Annotated in this window: 11 protein-coding genes; 8 read left to right on the top strand and 3 right to left on the bottom strand. The window is 72.6% G+C overall.

The window, feature by feature from the left end; translation table 11 throughout:
• The first annotated feature begins 347 nt into the window (after positions 1-347).
• From ADY01_RS21260 to ADY01_RS21275, 4 genes are all read left to right on the top strand, one after another.
• The gene (locus tag ADY01_RS21260) at positions 348-1,058 is read left to right on the top strand and encodes a FadR/GntR family transcriptional regulator (RefSeq protein ID WP_049575997.1); all 711 of its coding nucleotides are present in this window, start codon (positions 348-350) and stop codon (positions 1,056-1,058) included.
• A complete protein-coding gene (locus tag ADY01_RS21265) occupies positions 1,055-1,840 on the top strand; it encodes a creatininase family protein (RefSeq protein ID WP_049576000.1) in 786 nt (261 codons plus the stop codon). Before ADY01_RS21260 ends, ADY01_RS21265 begins: the two co-directional genes overlap by 4 nt.
• Positions 1,841-1,927: 87 nt before the next feature.
• Entirely contained in the window at positions 1,928-2,911 is a 984-nt protein-coding gene (locus ADY01_RS21270) for an alpha/beta hydrolase family esterase (RefSeq protein WP_078900472.1), read from the top strand.
• A 13-nt stretch (positions 2,912-2,924) separates the two neighbouring features.
• Complete coding sequence (locus ADY01_RS21275) at positions 2,925-4,607, top strand: AbgT family transporter (RefSeq protein ID WP_324613163.1); 1,683 nt, start codon at positions 2,925-2,927, stop codon at positions 4,605-4,607.
• On the opposite strand, the gene ADY01_RS21280 is transcribed toward ADY01_RS21275, so the two are convergent.
• Together ADY01_RS21280 and ADY01_RS21285 are read right to left on the bottom strand one after the other, a co-directional pair.
• Positions 4,571-5,719: a radical SAM protein gene (locus ADY01_RS21280; RefSeq protein WP_078900473.1), complete on the bottom strand. Its 1,149-nt coding sequence runs from the start codon at positions 5,717-5,719 to the stop codon at positions 4,571-4,573. The genes ADY01_RS21275 and ADY01_RS21280 overlap by 37 nt on opposite strands.
• A 47-nt stretch (positions 5,720-5,766) precedes the next feature.
• Positions 5,767-7,431 (bottom strand): ABC-F family ATP-binding cassette domain-containing protein, encoded by a 1,665-nt coding sequence (locus tag ADY01_RS21285; protein WP_049576003.1) that lies wholly within the window; start codon positions 7,429-7,431, stop codon positions 5,767-5,769.
• A gap of 310 nt (positions 7,432-7,741) precedes the next feature.
• Between ADY01_RS21285 and ADY01_RS21290 the strand changes: the two genes are divergently transcribed.
• Positions 7,742-8,536: an SDR family NAD(P)-dependent oxidoreductase gene (locus ADY01_RS21290; protein ID WP_049576007.1), complete on the top strand. Its 795-nt coding sequence runs from the start codon at positions 7,742-7,744 to the stop codon at positions 8,534-8,536.
• A 9-nt stretch (positions 8,537-8,545) separates the two neighbouring features.
• Here ADY01_RS21290 and ADY01_RS21295 read toward each other — a convergent pair whose 3' ends face one another.
• Positions 8,546-11,347 (bottom strand): family 78 glycoside hydrolase catalytic domain, encoded by a 2,802-nt coding sequence (locus ADY01_RS21295; protein ID WP_234320340.1) that lies wholly within the window; start codon positions 11,345-11,347, stop codon positions 8,546-8,548.
• Between the two features lie 414 nt (positions 11,348-11,761).
• On the opposite strand from ADY01_RS21295, the gene ADY01_RS21300 reads away from it, so the two are divergent.
• The 3 genes from ADY01_RS21300 to ADY01_RS21310 are packed head-to-tail and all read left to right on the top strand — an operon-like array spanning position 11,762 to position 14,873.
• The gene (locus ADY01_RS21300) at positions 11,762-12,703 is read left to right on the top strand and encodes a carbohydrate ABC transporter permease (RefSeq protein WP_049576011.1); all 942 of its coding nucleotides are present in this window, start codon (positions 11,762-11,764) and stop codon (positions 12,701-12,703) included.
• Entirely contained in the window at positions 12,693-13,580 is an 888-nt protein-coding gene (locus ADY01_RS21305; protein WP_234320341.1) for a carbohydrate ABC transporter permease, read from the top strand. The genes ADY01_RS21300 and ADY01_RS21305 overlap by 11 nt, the downstream gene beginning before the upstream one ends.
• Positions 13,581-13,604: 24 nt before the next feature.
• On the top strand, positions 13,605-14,873 hold the full coding sequence (locus tag ADY01_RS21310) for an ABC transporter substrate-binding protein (protein WP_234320342.1): 1,269 nt from the start codon (positions 13,605-13,607) through the stop codon (positions 14,871-14,873).
• Positions 14,874-15,170 lie beyond the last annotated feature (297 nt).

Below are 15,170 nucleotides of genomic sequence, written 5' to 3' on the forward strand. Positions count from 1 at the left end.
GCGCGCGCACCCTGGCCGCGCGCCCCCGAGTTCCCCCGCGCGCCGAAGTCCCAGAAGAGTCCCCCACCCCTGTTGCCCGAAGGGGCATCCGGCCGCCGCCCACGGCCCGCACGGGGCCCCGGCGCCACCCACGGGGCTGGAGAGGCTTTGGGCAGGAGCTGCGTTGGGGCGAGAGATCGGGGGCCCATACGCTGGCCAGCGGATCGGGCAGGCTGTGCACCTGCCCGCAAGTGCCCGATCTGGGCCCCCGATCTTAGAGGCTCGCCCCAACGTGGCTGCGTAAAGCCTCGGAAGCCACCCCAGCCACCCCATTGACACCCACAGAGATCAAGTGATCTATTCACTTTATGAGTCACAACGAGGTGTCGTTGTCCGAGCGGCTGGCGGACAACATCGTCGCGATCATCCGCACCGAACAGCTGGGCCCAGGCGACGCGCTGGCCTCCTCCAGAGACCTCGCCCGCCGCTTCGAGGTCACCACTCCCACGGTGCGGGAGGCGCTGCGACGGCTGGAGGCCATGGGGGTGGTCGAGTTCCGGCACGGCTCCGGCACCTACGTCGGCCCCGGCATCGACCGCAGGCTGCTGGCCAATCCGCACCTGCCGCGCGGCAGCCGCGCCTCGGTCCTCGAACTGGTCGAGGCCCGGCTGGTCCTGGAGCCCGCCATCGCGGCGGCGGCGGCGCGCGCCCGCGTTCCGGTCGCGGTCGAGCAGCTGGCGGCGGCCACCGACAACGCGCTCCACCCGCCGGGCGACTCCCTGCGGGTGGCGCTGCACTTCCATGTCACGCTCGCCGCGGCCAGCGGGAACTCCCTGCTCAGGGAGGCCGTCGAGGCGCTCCTCGACGTCAGGGCGCACGAGCAGACCGAGATCAGGCACCGGTACAACGACCGCGTGCGCGACCACGCGGAGCATGTGGCGATCTTCACCGCCGTCCGCGACGGCGACGCGGCCGAGGCCGAACGCCTCACCCGCGACCACCTGACGGCGATACGCGACGCGATAGCCGCCGCCGACTTCGGCCCCGACCGCGACGCCATCCCGGAGCCCCGGCGATGAGCGTCCCCGCCCCGGGCCCCCGGCCCCACCGGCTCGGCGAGATGACGACGGTGGAGGCGGCCGAGGCCGTCACCACCGCCCCCGTCGTCCTCATCCCGGCCGGAGCCTTCGAACAGCACGGCCCCGGGATGCCGTTGGCCACCGACCTCATCCGCGCCGAGCACGTCTGCGACCTCGTGGCGGCGGAGTTGAACGGCCGCGCCGTGATCGGCCCACCGCTGCCGGTCGGAGTCTCCCCGCACCACCGCGCGTTCGCCGGAACGGTGAGCCTCACCCCGGCCACCCTCGCCGCGCTGACCCGCGAGTATGTGACCGGCCTCCACCAGCACGGCTGGCGCAGGATCCTCGTGGTCACCGGACACGCGGGCAACAACGCCACGCTCGGCACCGTCGCCCAGGATCTCCTGGCCACCCTGCCCGAACTGGAGTTCGCCTGGACCCCGTTGACCGCGCTCGCCGCGGATGTCGTGGCAGGTCTCGGCGTGAGCGAGGTGCACGGCCACGGCGGCGAGGCCGAGACCGCGCAGCTTCTGCACCTGGCCCCCCACCTGGTGCGCGCCGACCTGCTCACCGCCGGAACCACCGGCCTCGGCCAACTGGACCCGCTCGCCCGCCTGTCCCGCCACGGGGGCCACCCCACCCTCGCGGTCCCCTACGACCGGCTGAGCCCCAACGGCGTTCTCGGCGACCCGAGGCGCGTCACCGCCGACGACGGAGAGGCCGTCGTGAGCGCGATCGTCTCGCGCGTCGCCGCCTTCGTCACCGAGTGGCTGGCCACATGACCCCCTGACCCTCCGAGCCTCCGCTCCCCCCGTCCCCGACATCGGCCCAACGCGCCGGACGACGCCGTCCGGCGGAAGGAACCTGCCATGAAACACACCCGAGTTCGCCTCCTGGCCTCGGCCGCGACGGTCCTCACCGGCCTCGCGCTGCTCGGCGGGCCGTTCACCGCCCCTGCCACCGCCGCCCCCGCCACCGCCAGTGCCGAGACCGGCGGCGCCGGATGCCGCCGGCCCGCTCCGCAGGAGCCCGGCACCAGCGCCCCGCACACCCTCACCAGCGGCGGCCTCGACCGCGGCTACCGCCTCCACCTGCCGGAGGAGTACGACGGGCGCCGGGACTGGCCGCTCGTGCTGGCGTTCCACGGCCGCGGCAACACCGGCGCCGGCACCGAGGAGTTCTCCCAGCTGTCCTCCCTGCCCGCCGTCGTCGTCTACCCGGAGGGCGTCGTCGGCACCGGCGACGGCGACCGGCAGGCGTGGCAGGGCGCGCCCTACGCCGCCCCCGGCGTGGACGACGTGGCGTTCACCGCCGACCTGCTCGACGAGCTGACCGCCGAGCTCTGCGTGGACGAACGCCGCGTCTACGCGACCGGCAAGTCCAACGGCGCGGGCTTCACCGCGCTGCTCGCCTGCCGCATGGCCGACCGCATCGCGGCCATCGCCCCGGTCGCGGGCGCCTACTACCCGGGGACCGGCGAGGACTGCGCGCCGTCGAGGCCGGTTCCGGTGATCGCGTTCCACGGGACGGGGGACGTCACCATCCCGTTCGCGGGCGACCCCGAGCGCGGCCTGCCCGCCGTGCCCGACTGGACGGCGGCCTGGGCCGAGCGCGACGGCTGCGCCGCGGGGCTGCCTCCGCGCGTCATCGAGCCGGACATCACCGTCTCCCGCTGGGTCGGCTGCGACCGCGGGGCGCGGGTCACGCAGGTCGCCGTGACGGACGGCGGCCACACCTGGCCGGGCGCCGACGTCTACAGCGGGGGCGGGATCACCACCCAGACCATCGAGGCGCACGAGGAACTGTGGCGGTTCCTGCGCGTCCACCGCCTCCCGGCCTCCGCCGCCCGCTGAAGGAGGAATCGCCGTGACCTCACCCACCCCGCCCACGCTGCCGCAGCGGGAGACCACCGACCGGCTGCCGTGGATGCTCCGCGCCATGGCGGTGATCGAACGGGCGGGCAACGCGCTGCCGCACCCGTTCTGGCTGTTCTGGATCCTCTCCGGCATCCTCGCCGTGATCAGCGCCATCCTCGCCGCCGCCAGTGTCTCGGTGGTCTCCCCCAGCGACGGCGAGACCGTCGCGGTGCGGAACCTGCTCAGCGGCGACGGCTTCGCCATGGCCGTCTCGACCATGATCGAGAACTTCGCGACCTTCCCGCCGATGGCCACCATCGTCGTGGTGATCATGGGCGTGGCCGTCGCGGAACGCAGCGGCTTCCTCGCCGCGGTCATGCGGGTCGGCGTCTCGCGGGTGCCCGCGTCCTGGGTGGTGTTCGCGGTCGCCTTCGCCGGCACCGTTGCCCATGTCGCGTCGGCCGCCGCCTACATCATCCTGGTGCCGCTCGGCGGCCTGGCGTTCCGCGCGGTGGGCCGTTCCCCGATCCTGGGGATCGTCGTGGCCTACACCTCGATCGCCTCGGGGTACGACGCCAGCCCGGTGCCCACCCCGAACGACGCCATCTTCGCGGGCATCACCACCGCCGCGGCGAAGATCGTCGGGGGCGAGGACGCGTATGTGTCGCCGCTGAGCAACTGGTTCTTCAACATCGCCTCCTCGGTCCTGCTGGCCGCCGTGATCACGCTGGTCACCAAGCTGGTGCTCAGCAAGCGCCCCGACCTCGACGCGGACCCCGACGCGGAGCTCGACGACATCGGCGGGCTCCGGCTGAGCGACCGCGAGCGCGCCGCCCTGCGCCGGGCCACCGCCGCGCTGGTGGTGGCGCTGGCCGCGCTGGTGATCGTGATGGTGCCGCACGGCTCCCCGCTGCGCGGCGAGGGCGGCAGCATCGTGGAGTCCCCGCTGCTCGACGGCATCGCCGCGGTGGTCGCGTTCCTCTTCGGGCTGGTCGGCATCGTCTACGGCAGGGGCACCGGCGTGATCGGCAAGGCGGCCGACGTGCCGCGGCTGATGGCCGAGGGCATCCGGCAGATGGCCCCGGTGCTGGTGCTCTTCTTCGCCATCGCCCAGTTCCTGGCCTACTTCGACTGGACGCGGGTGGGCGACGTGCTGGCCGTCCGCGCCGCCGAGGCGCTGGAGCACAGCGGGCTGCCCCTGGTGGCGGTGTTCCTGATGGTGCTGGTGCTGCTGACCCTGGTCAACATCATGGTCACCAGCGGCTCCGCGATGTGGGCCCTGGCGGCCCCGGTACTGGTCCCGATGCTGATGCTGGTCGACGTTCCCGCGGAGACCACCCAGGCGCTCTTCCGGATCGCCGACTCGGGCTCGACCGCGATCACGCCGATGAGCCCGTACTTCGTCATGGCGCTCGGCTTCCTCCAGCGCTACCGGAAGAACGCGGGCATCGGCACGCTCGCCTCGTACACCTTGCCGCTGGCCATCGCCATGACCGCCGCCTGGACCCTGCTGTTCCTGGCCTGGTGGGCCCTGGGCATCCCCCTGGGCCCCGGGCGATCATGCCGTCCCGCGCGCCCGACGCCCACCGCTTCCCGCCGGGTGGCCACGCATCGTCAAGGAACCGGCGACGCGCGGGCGGGAACGCGACGGGCACGTCAACCGGTGCCGGGGAAGCGCGCCGCGAGCAGGTAGCGGGCGTGGAGCTGCCCGCACGCGGCGTCGATCGACGCGCCGAACTGCCGCCTGCGCGTGGCGCGCACGCCGAGGGCGCGCAGCCGCGCGACGAACGCCGCCACCTCCTCCACCGCCGGAGCCCGGTAGGAGGGGTCGGCCCCCGAGGCGGCGTTGTACCGGATGACGCTGACGTGGAACAGCTCCGGGCGGGGCCGCTCCTGCACCAGTCGCGCCAGGGCCGCCAGGTGGTCGGCGGAGTCGTTGACCCCGGCGATCAGAAGGTACGCCAGGTACACCTTGCGGCGCACGGCGGCGACATGCCGGTCGAGGACCGCGAGATTCCCGGCCAGCGGGAAGCGGCGCTCCAGCGGGATCAGCTCCGCGCGCTGCTCCGCGAACGGCGAGTGCACGGACAGCGTGAGCGTGACCCGCGGCTGCTCGCGGACCAGCCGTTCGAGGCCGGGCGTGAACCCGACGGTCGAGACGGTGATCCTGCGCGGCGAGATCCCGCCGTAGCCGGGGCTCGTCAACAGCCGCAGGGCGGGCAGGACATGGGGGTTGGCCAGGGCCTCGCCCATGCCCATGAACGCGACGCTGTCCGGCAGCGCCCGGCCTCCGGCCCGCCAGTGCGGGTGCACGACCTGGCCGTGGATCTCGTCGGCGGTGAGGTTGCGGACCAGGCCCACGGCGCCGGTGGCGCAGAACGTGCAGCCCAGGCCGCAGCCCGCCTGCGAGGAGACGCACATCGAGGACCACCCGGCCCGGTAACGGGACAGGACCGTCTCCGCGCGGGCGCCCGAGCGGGTGGCGAAGAGGACCTTCTCGACCTGCGGGGCCGCCTCGGTGACCACCGGGGTGAGCGGGAGGACGGCGGGCCCGAAGCGCTCGGTCAGGTCCCGGCGCAGGGCGGCGGGCAGCTCCTCCATGTCCGCGAAGCGCGCCACGCCCCGGTCGGTGAGGCAGCGCACCAGCTGCCGGAAGCGGTAGGCGGGCGCGCCCGCGCCCTCCAGATGGGCGCGGATGGCGTCGAGGCGGGTGCCGGGCGGCGGGTTGGGCAGGACCGCGACGTCGGAGGAACGGCGGCCCGAGCCGGCGGCGGGGGAACGGCGTGCCTGGGTGACGCGTGTCATGGGGATCTCCTTCGGGGAACGGGTGGGGTGCGGGCCGGTCGTCGGCCCTAGCCGGGTTCGGACGCTTCGAGCAGGCCGTGGATCTCGTCGGCGGAGCTCTCGGTGATCTCCTCGCCGAGCAGCAGCCAGCGGGTGATGCCGACCGACTGGAGGAACGGCAGGTCGTGGCCGGCGATCAGCAGCGCCCCCTCGTAGGACTCCAGCGCGCTGGTGAGCTGCCGCACGCTCGCCACGTCGAGGTTGTTGGTCGGCTCGTCCAGCATCAGCAGCTGCGGCGCCGGGGCGGCGAGCATCGTCGCGGCGAGCGCGGCCCGGAAGCGTTCGCCGCCGGAGAGGGTCCCCGCGGGCTGCTCGGCGCGCGCCCCCTTGAACAGGAACCGCGCCAGCTGCGAGCGGATGTGGTTGTCGGTGACCCCGGGAGCCGCGCGCGAGACGTTCTCCGCGACGCTCAGCCCGTCGTCCAGGACGTCGAGCCGCTGCGGCAGGAAGCGCAGCGGGACGAACGTCTCGGCCTGGCCCGACAGCGGCGCCAGCTCTCCGGTGAGGGTGCGCAGCAGGGTGGTCTTGCCCGCGCCGTTCCGCCCGAGCAGCGCGACGCGTTCCGGCCCGTGCAGCTGGAGGGTGCCGGTGCGCAGCGTGCCGAAGCGGGGGCGCAGCTCGTTCAGGCGCAGGACGGTGCGGCCGGCGGGCACGGCGGTGTGGGGAAGGTTCACGCGGATCTCGGCGTCGTGGCGGACCGCCTCCGCCGCCTCCTCGCGCCGCTCGCGCGCCTCGTCGAGGCGGTCCTCCTGGACGCCGCGGAGCTTGTCCGCCGACTCCTGCGCGGACCGCTTCTTCTCGCCCGCGACGATCCTGGGGGCCCGCCGCTGGGCGTCCATCTTCTTGCTGTGCCGCTGGCGGCGGGCCACCTTGGTCCGGGTCTCCTCCAGCTCGCGCTTCTGGCGGCGCACGTCGGCCTCGGCGGCGCGCAGCGCGCGCCCCGCCGTCTCCGCCTGCGCGGCGAGCGTCTCCTCGTAGGCGGACCAGCCGCCGCCGTACCAGCTCACCGAGCCGGACCGCAGCTCGGCGATGCGGTCCACGCGTTCCAGCAGGTCGCGGTCGTGGCTGACCACCACCAGCACGCCCGAGCGCCAGGACTCGACGGCCTCGTAGAGGCGGCGGCGGGCGAACAGGTCGAGGTTGTTGGTCGGCTCGTCCAGCAGCAGGACGTCCGGGCGCTCCAGCAGCAGCGCGGCCAGGCGCAGCAGCACGGTCTCGCCGCCGGACATCTCGCCGACGGTGCGGTCGAGGCCGACCCCGCCGAGGCCGAGCGAGCCCAGCGTCGCCAGGGCGCGTTCCTCGACGTCCCAGTCGTCGCCGACGGCCTCGAAGTGCCTCTCGTCCACGTCGCCGGACTCGATGGCGCGCAGCGCGGCACGCCGCTCGCCGATGCCCAGGGCCTGGTCGACGCGGAGGGTGGTGTCGAGGGTGATGTTCTGCGGGAGGTGGGCGAGGCCGCCGCCGACGCTCACCGACCCCCGGGAGGGGCGCAGCTCACCGGCCAGCAGCCGCAGCAGGGTGGACTTGCCCGTGCCGTTGGCGCCGACGAGGCCGGTGCGGCCCCGGCCGAAGCTGAGGGTGAGCCCGTCGAAGAGGGTCGTGCCGTCCGGCCACTGGAAGGACAGGGCGGAGCAGGTCAGGGAGGCGCCGGCGGGCGCGGAGGGGTGGGACATGAGGGTTCTCGCAGTCGCGTGCGCGGTGGTCGGGGGGCTTCGCAGGCGAGCACCACGCGGCGACCGGACCGGGAGGGGGGTGCGGCTGTCCTGTCCCGAGGACCGGGGACGGCGATCTGCACCGAGGTCGCATCCACGCAGAGGGTCACGGGCGCCCGAAGGGCCCGAACCGCGCGATGATCGCGAACCTCAGATGCGCAACGTCCACCTCTATCGGAGACGACAGGACTCTCGAAACTGTACCCGACCCCCCACCCCGGCGCCGAACCGTTTCCGCGCCGCGCGCACCCCGGCCACTAGGGTCTCTCCGGTGCATATCGATCTGAACGAACGAACGGCCGTGGTATCCGGATCGACGCAGGGCATCGGGTTCGCGATCGCCCAGGCGCTGGCCGGGGCCGGGGCCCATGTGGTGGTCAACGGCAGGTCCCCCGGGAGCACCGGCGCGGCGGCGGAGCGGGTGAGGGAGGCGGTGGCGGGCGCGCGGGTCACGCCGGTGGCCGCGGACCTCGCCACCGCCGAGGGCGCCGCCGCCCTGCACGAGGCCGTGCCCGAGGTGGACATCCTGGTCAACAATCTGGGGATCTTCGGCAGCAGGGACCCGCTGGAGATCGACGACGACGAGTGGCGCCGTTACTTCGAGGTCAACGTCCTGTCCGCCGTGCGCCTCATCCGCACCTACCTGCCGGGGATGCGCGACCGCTCCTGGGGGCGGGTCATCTCCGTCGCCAGCGACTCGGCGGTGGTGATCCCGGCGGAGATGATCCACTACGGCGTCACCAAGACGGCGCTGCTCGCGGTGGGGCGCGGGTTCGCCAAGGCCGCCGCCGGGAGCGGGGTCACCGTCAACTCGGTGATCGCCGGGCCCACGCACACCGGCGGCGTGGAGGACTTCGTCGCCGAGCTGGTCGGCGCGGACAGGCCGTGGGACGAGGCGCAGCGGCAGTTCATGCGCGAGCACCGCCCGTTGTCGTTGATCGAGCGGCTCATCGAGCCGTCCGAGATCGCGAACCTGGTCGTCTACCTCAGCTCGGAGCTGGCGTCGGCGACCACGGGCGGCGCGCTGCGCGTCGACGGCGGCTACGTCGACTCGATCCTTCCCTGAGTCCTGGGGTCACGGCGCCCCGGGCGGGTCGAGCAGCGCGGCCAGCGCCCTGGTGGCCTTCTCCACGCCGTCGCCCAGGTGCCGGTGGCCCAGGCGCCTCGGCAGGTCGCGCGCCGGGGCGTCCAGGTGGGGGCCGGTCCCGCGGGCGACGGCGGCGGCGTCCTCCGCGATGCCGTGCGCGACGAGCAGCGCGACCGCCTCGTTCCACAGGCGCGGGTGGTCGATGAGGTCGCGCGCGGTGGTCACCTCGGGGTCACCGGCCGCCGGTTCGGCGACGGTCCAGGTGTGGTGGCCGTGGCGGACGGCGACGGGTTCCGCGCCGGGGAGGTGGACCGTGGCGCTGGTGCCCACCGGGAGGACCGCCTCGACGGTGAGGCGCCCGCCCTCGCGGCGCCAGGCCACGCTCGCCTCGCCGTAGGGCGTGAGGTGGCGGGCGGAGGCGTGGGTGAGCGCCGGGTACGGGAGCGGGCGGACGGTGATCTCGCGGTAGCCGGGCGCGGCGGGGGCGAGCCCGGCGACGGTCCGGTGCATCCAGTCGGCGACGGCGCCGAGGGCGTAGTGGTTGAACGACGTCATCTGGCCGGGGTTGATGGTGCCGTCCGGGAGCATGGAGTCCCAGCGCTCCCAGACGGTGGTGGCGCCCATGGTGACCGGGTAGAGCCAGGACGGGCAGCCTCGTTCGAGGAGCAGCCGGTGGGCGAGGTCGGGGCGGCCGGTGGAGGTGAGGGCGTCGGTCATGAGGGGCGTGCCGACGAAGCCGGTGGCGATGCGGAAGCCGCCCGCGCGCACCAGGTCGGCCAGCCGCCGCCCGGCGGCCTCGCGCTGCTCGGGCGTGGGCAGCAGGTCCCAGGCGATCGCCAGCGCGTAGGCGGTGGGGGCGTCGGAGAGGACGCGGCCCGCGTCGGTGACGTAGTGGCGGGCGAACGCCTCGCGCGTCCGCGCGGCGAGGGCGGCGTAGCGCTCCGCGTCGTCCTCGGCCCCGAGGAGGCGCGCGGCCCCGGCGACGAGGTCGGCGGAACGGACCAGGTGGGCGGTGGCGACGACGTCGCTGTCGGCGCGGGCGGCGAACGGGTCGTCCGGGGGCGCGGCCGGGTCGAGCCAGTCCCCGAACTGGAAGCCGCCCGACCAGACCCCGTCGGTGGTGAGCGAGGCGATCCGGTCGACCCAGGCGCGCATGGACGGGTACTGCCGCTCCAGCACGCCGGCGTCGCCGTAGCGGTGGTGGAGGACGGAGGGCACGACGGTGGCGGCGTCGCCCCAGGCGGCGGCGCTGGGGCTCTCGTGGTGCAGGACGTCGGGGACGACGAACGGCACGGATCCGTCGGGGAACTGCTCGGCGGCCAGGTCGGCGAGCCAGGTGGAGAGGAACCCGGCGGTGTCGAACAGGAACGCGGCGGTCGGGGAGAAGACCTGGATGTCGCCGGTCCAGCCCATCCGTTCGTCGCGCTGGGGGCAGTCGGTGGGGACGTCGAGGAAGTTGCCGCGCATCCCCCACACGACGTTCTCGTGGAAGCGGTCGACCTCCGGGTCCGAGCAGGTGAACCACCCGGTGCGGCGCAGGTCCGTTCCGATCACGACGGCCTCGGCGTCGGCGGCGTCCAGGGCGTCGAGGCCGGTGACCTCGGCGTAGCGGAAGCCGTGGAAGGTGAGCTCGGGCTCCAGCACCAGCGTGTCGGCGGCGGGCAGCAGGTAGGTGTCGGTGGCCTCGGCGGTGCGCAGGGGGCGCACGCCCAGCTCGCCGTGTTCGAGGACCTCGGCGTGGCGGACGGTGATCTCGGCGCCGTCGCGGGTGTCGCGGGCGGTGAGGCGGACCCGGCCGACGACGTTCTGCCCGAAGTCGACCAGCGTCTTCCCCGAGGGTGAGGTCCACACCCGCAGGGCGGGCAGGACCTCGGTGACCCGCACCGGGGGGCCCTCGGGCGCGACGAGGCGGCCCAGGTCCTCGTCCAGGACCTCGACGGTGTCACGGGTGGGCTCGACGGGCCGCAGGTCGGTGCGCTGGCCGTCGTAGAGGTCGTCGGCGAGGACGGCTCCGGTGCGCGCCGACCACCGCTCGTCGGTGCCGGTGGTCTCCACCGAGCCGTCGGCGTAGGTGACTTCGAGCTGGGCGAGCAGGGAGAGCCGGTCGCCCCAGAAGGCGCGCCGGCCGCCCCAGCCGCGGCGCCCGCGGTACCAGCCGTTGCCGAGCAGCACCTCGATCTCGTTCTCGCCCTCGCGCAGCAGCGCGGTGACGTCGTGCGTCCGGTAGCGGAGGCGGTGGGCGTAGCTGGTCCAGCCGGGCGCCAGGACCTCGTCGCCGACGCGGGCGCCGTTGAGCGTGGCGGCGTAGACGCCGTGGGCGGTGAGGTAGAGACGCGCGGAGACGGCGCCGGGGCGGACGGTGAGGGTCCTGGCGAGGAGCGGGGCGCCGTCGCCGAGGCGGCCGAGGGTGGCGGGGCTGACGAAGCGGGCCGTCCAGTCCTCGGGGGCGAGGAGCCCGGCCTCGGCGGTGGCGGGCTCGCTCCACTCCGACCACCGCGCGCCGCCGGCCGCCCGCACCCGGACCGTGGCCCGCGCCCTGGAGGTCAGCGGCTCGAACGGCCAGGGAACCAGGACCTGTTCGGCGGAGGCGACGGTGACGCTCAGGGGGTGGTCGCCGTCGAGGAGTTCGAGCTCGTAGGCGGTCTGGGTCCAGGCGGGGTCGTCCGTGGTCACCTGCCACGACAGGCGTGGCGTCGCGGTGCCGATGCCCAGCGGGGCGTCGTGGTGCTCGAAGCGGACGCGGCCGGCGGTCGCGATGCTCGCGGTGTGCGCGGAGTTGGCAGAGTTCACGGGGGGTCTCCAGCCTCGGAGGTCGTCGTCACTGGTCTCGTCGGTGGTCGCCGCGACGGGCCGCTCGGCGGGCGGGCGGCCGGACTAGCAGCCGGGCAGGCCGAGGTGCCGGCGCCGGTGGACAGGCGGGGCCTCACCACGTCGTCGCCGTCGGCGCCCTCCGGCCCGTTCCATATTGAAACGGTTCAAACGGCAGGGGAAACGCCTCACAGGCTGACTCGGGTGCCGCCACCCGTCAAGTGAGGCGATGATAACGAACCAGTAACTGCGGAGGTCGCCGGGAGGGGTGTCAGGGGGAATACGGCAAACGGTTGCCGCATAAATAAGCCGCAACCATCTTGACGCGGCGCTCAGTTGAGGGGCACGGTTCTGCAACCGCTTGCCATGCGCCGTCCGTCGCAGGAGGAGGTCCACATGCTCAGGCGTGCTGCCGCGCCGGGGGATCAGCGGCGGGCCAAGGCCGCCGCCACCCGGCGGCGGAGGGAGGCGTGGACGGCCTATCTCTTTCTCGCGCCCTGGTTCGCCGGGCTGGCCGCGATCACCGCGGGTCCCCTGGTGGCCTCGCTCTACCTGTCGTTCACCGACTACAACCTGATCGGCGACGCCACCTGGGTGGGCCTGGACAACTACACGGAGATGTTCACGGACGACCCGCGCTTCCTCAAGGCGCTGTCCAACACGGCCGTGTACGTCTTCGTCTCCGTGCCGCTGCAACTGGGCTTCGCGCTCGGGCTCGCCCTGCTGCTGGACCGCGGCGTCTCGGGGCTGCCGATCTACCGCTCGATCTACTACCTGCCCTCGCTGCTGGGCGGCAGCGTCGCCATCGCCATCCTGTGGCGGCAGATCTTCGGGGACGCCGGCGTCGTCAACGGCTTCCTCGGCATCTTCGGGGTCGAGGGGACCAGCTGGATCGCCGATCCGGACACGGCGCTCGGCACGCTCATCGTGCTGAACGTCTGGACCTTCGGCTCGCCCATGGTCATCTTCCTCGCCGGACTGCGGCAGATTCCGCAGAGCTTCTACGAGGCGGCGCAGATCGACGGCGCCGGGCGCGTTCGGCAGTTCCGGTCGATCACCGTGCCCCTGCTCACCCCGATCATCTTCTTCAACCTCGTGCTGCAACTGATCAACGCGTTCCAGTCGTTCACCCAGGCATTCGTGGTGAGCGGCGGAAAGGGCGGCCCGGCCGATTCCACGCTGTTCTACACGATGTACATCTATATCAAGGGATTCGGGCCCTCCCTGGACATGGGATATGCGTCGGCCATGGCGTGGGTGCTCGTTCTCATCATCGCCACCCTCACCGCCGTCAACTTCCTGATGTCGAAATACTGGGTGTTCTACAGTGACACATGACCTCGCGCCCCACCGCCCCCGCGCCACGCTGTTCGGCCGGACCCTGCGGGCGGCCCACCGCCACCGCGTCCTGACCCACCTGCTGCTGATCGCGTTCGGCTTCGTGATGCTGTATCCACTGCTGTGGATGGTCTCCAGCGCGGTGAAGCCGGAGGAGCTGATATTCCGGGAGACCGGCCTGATCCCGGGCGAGGTCACCCTCGGCAACTTCTCGGAGGGGTGGGGCGCGCTCAGCCACTCCTTCGGGCACTACTTCGTCAACTCGGCCCTCGTGACCGCCGGGGCGGTGGTGGGCAACCTGGTCGCCTGCTCGCTCGCCGCCTACGCGTTCGCCCGGCTCGAATTCCCGCTGAAACGGCTCTGGTTCGCGGTCATGCTGGGCTCGATCATGCTGCCCCTGCACGCGGTGCTGGTGCCGCAGTACGTGCTCTTCTCGAACCTGGGCTGGATCAACACCTTCTGGCCGCTGATCATCCCGAAATTCCTGGCGACCGACGCGTTCTTCATCTTCCTCATGGTGCAGTTCATCAGGACGCTGCCCAAGGACCTGGACGAGGCGGCCCGCATCGACGGCGCGGGCCACTGGCGCATCTTCTTCCGCATCATCATCCCCCTGTCCATGCCCGCGTTGGCCACCACCGCGATCTTCACCTTCATCTGGACGTGGAACGACTTCCTCAGCCAGCTGATCTTCCTCACCAATCCCGACATGTTCACCGTTCCCGTGGCCCTGCGCACCTTCATGGATTCCAGCGGGAATTCCTCCTGGGGGCCCATGTTCGCCATGTCCGTCCTCTCGCTCGGCCCCATCTTCGGATTCTTCCTGGCGGGCCAGCGCTATCTGATCCGCGGCATCGCCACCACTGGCCTGCGCTGACGCGGTCGCATGAAAGGTGATTCAGTGTCCTACCGCACACGCTCTTCGTTCACGGCACTTCTGGTGGTGACCGCGCTCACCGCGACCGCCTGCGGCGGCGACGGCGGCTCCGGCGACGGGCCCGTGGAGCTCCGGGTCGCCTGGTGGGGGAACGACTCGCGGCACGAGCTCACCGAGGAGGTCATCGCCCTCTTCGAGGACCGGAACCCCGACATCAGGATCGAGCCCGAGTACACCGACTTCACCCCCTACTACGACCGGCTCACCACCCAGGTCGCCTCCCGCGAGGCCCCCGACGTCTTCGCCATCGAGATCCGCAGGCTGGGCGAGTTCGCCGACAACGACATCCTCGCCGACCTCTCGGACAGCGTGGACACCACCGAGCTGGACCCCGACGTGCTGGCCTCGGGCGTGGTCGACGACCTCCAGGTCGGCATCCCCACCGGGGCCAACACGTTCGCCCTGATGGCCAACACCGCCGTCTTCGCCGAGGCGGGCGTGGACCTTCCGGACGACACCACCTGGACCTGGGACGACTACCTGGACATCAGCACCCGCGTCAGCGAGGCGACGGGACGGGAAGCCTTCGGCTCGCAGCCCTCCTTCAACGACGCGTTCCTCAAGATCTACGCCGAGCAGCGCGGCGAGCAGATGTACACCGAGGACGGCATCGGCGCCTCGGCCGGGACGCTGACGGACTGGTTCCAGCTCCAGCTGGACCACATCGAGGCGGGCGCGTCTCCGGACGCCGCGCTGAGCGCCGAGCTGGGCAGCTCGGTCGAGAACGCCCTCGTCGCCACCAACGACGGCGCTCTCGGCATGTGGTGGAGCAACCAGCTCAGCACCATCAGCATCAGCTCGGGCGAGACCGTCGAACTGCTCCGGCTCCCACGGTTCGCCGACGCGGAGGCCAGCGGCATGTTCCTCCAGCCCAGCATGTTCTGGTCCTCGTTCTCCGGCTCGCAACACCCGGAGGAGGCCGCCCGGTTCATCGACTTCATGGTCAACGACCCGGACGCGGGCGCCATTCAGGGCTCGGACCGGGGCCTTCCGGTCAACGGCGCGGTGCTGGAGAGCATCCAGGACGGGCTTCCCGAGGCCGACGTCGCCTCCCTCACGTTCTTCAACGAGATCGCCGAGGAGCTCAGCGCCGCGCCGACCGCGCCTCCGCTGGGAGCCGGTGACATCCCGGACATGCTGGAGCGGTACGGCCACGAGGTCATCTTCGGCAACATGAGTCCGGGTGAGGCGGCCGAGTCGTTCTTGGAGGAGGCCGAGGGGGCGCTGAGCTAGCGGGTTTTCGGTTTGGCGGTTGGTGGCTGGGGTGGGGCGGCTTCTACGCCTGGCTTAGGTGGCCGGTGCTTGGCCGGGTGTCTGTTTCGTGCGGATGCACGAGGGAGGCACCTACGGGGGGAGGGTTCGTGGGTCGGGGTCGTCCCGGTGACCGGTCGGTGGCCTCTTGGATGAGGTGGGTGTCCGAACGGGCGCAGCGGATGGCGGTGGTCTTGGGTCGGTCTGCTTGTGGCGGGCTAGGGTGGCGCGCACCCTTCGGGCCTGCTCTGGCCGCACGTATTCGTCGTTACCCGCGCG

This window comes from Streptomyces sp. SBT349 (assembly GCF_001083795.1).
Classification (GTDB): Bacteria; Actinomycetota; Actinomycetes; order Streptomycetales; family Streptomycetaceae; genus Streptomyces.

Bases quoted from the DNA above. Each gene is read 5' to 3' on its own strand.
- ADY01_RS21260 (WP_049575997.1), top strand. From the start codon at position 348: ATGAGTCACAACGAGGTGTCGTTGTCCGAGCGGCTGGCGGACAACATC.
- ADY01_RS21265 (WP_049576000.1), top strand. From the start codon at position 1,055: ATGAGCGTCCCCGCCCCGGGCCCCCGGCCCCACCGGCTCGGCGAGATG.
- ADY01_RS21270 (WP_078900472.1), top strand. From the start codon at position 1,928: ATGAAACACACCCGAGTTCGCCTCCTGGCCTCGGCCGCGACGGTCCTC.
- ADY01_RS21280 (WP_078900473.1), bottom strand. From the start codon at position 5,719: ATGACACGCGTCACCCAGGCACGCCGTTCCCCCGCCGCCGGCTCGGGC.
- ADY01_RS21285 (WP_049576003.1), bottom strand. From the start codon at position 7,431: ATGTCCCACCCCTCCGCGCCCGCCGGCGCCTCCCTGACCTGCTCCGCC.
- ADY01_RS21300 (WP_049576011.1), top strand. From the start codon at position 11,762: ATGCTCAGGCGTGCTGCCGCGCCGGGGGATCAGCGGCGGGCCAAGGCC.